General features: G+C 48.9%; 1 protein-coding gene. It reads right to left on the reverse strand.

What is annotated here, in order from left to right:
• Window positions 1-671, reverse strand: a 671-nt coding sequence (locus tag ACTHS3_RS16435; protein WP_440368566.1) for a TolC family protein, incomplete at both ends; no start/stop codon positions are given.

A 671-nucleotide genomic window follows, 5' to 3' on the forward strand; every position in this document is an offset into this window, starting at 1 on the left:
GTACATCCAAGTTCACGCCTTTGACCGGCAACAGGCGGAATTGTGCCGGATCGGCGGCCATGTTTTCAGACGGCCTTAAATTCAACAAATTACGCAAAACCTGTTTTTGCGTATCCAAATTGTTTTGCAAAGACAACAGGTTGTTTTCCGCGCTCAGCAATGACTGTTTGGCTTGGGTCGGCTGGCTGGAGTCGGCACGGCCGTAGCGGAATTTGGCATTCGCAATGCGGTTGATTTCCTGATATTGCTTCAGCGATTTTTTTGCCAACTCGATGGCTTCGTTCAGGTAGGCGATATTGAAATACGCATCGGCGACATTATTAATCAAAGTCAGGCGTGTGTTGGCCATGTCTTCATGCGTGGCTTGATATTCCCATACCTGAGCATCGGCAGTGGCACTGAGTTTACGCCATAAATCCAATTCGTAGCTCAAGCCAAGCTGGCTGCTGAAGGTATTGCCGTGGCTGCCAGTTTTCAGGTTTTTAGAAGCGTTTGCGCCCAATGAGCCGCTGAACGAAGGCACCAAATCCGCGCCCAAAATATTGGCTTGATACAAAGCTTTGTTGACGCTGATGGCCGCCTGTTTCAAATCGACATTGTTGGCTAACACTTGCTCCATCAGCGCATTAAGCTGCTGGCTTTGGTAAATTTCCCACCAGTTGCCGTTTACA

It is taken from the genome of Neisseria sp. P0009.S007 (genome assembly GCF_051962515.1).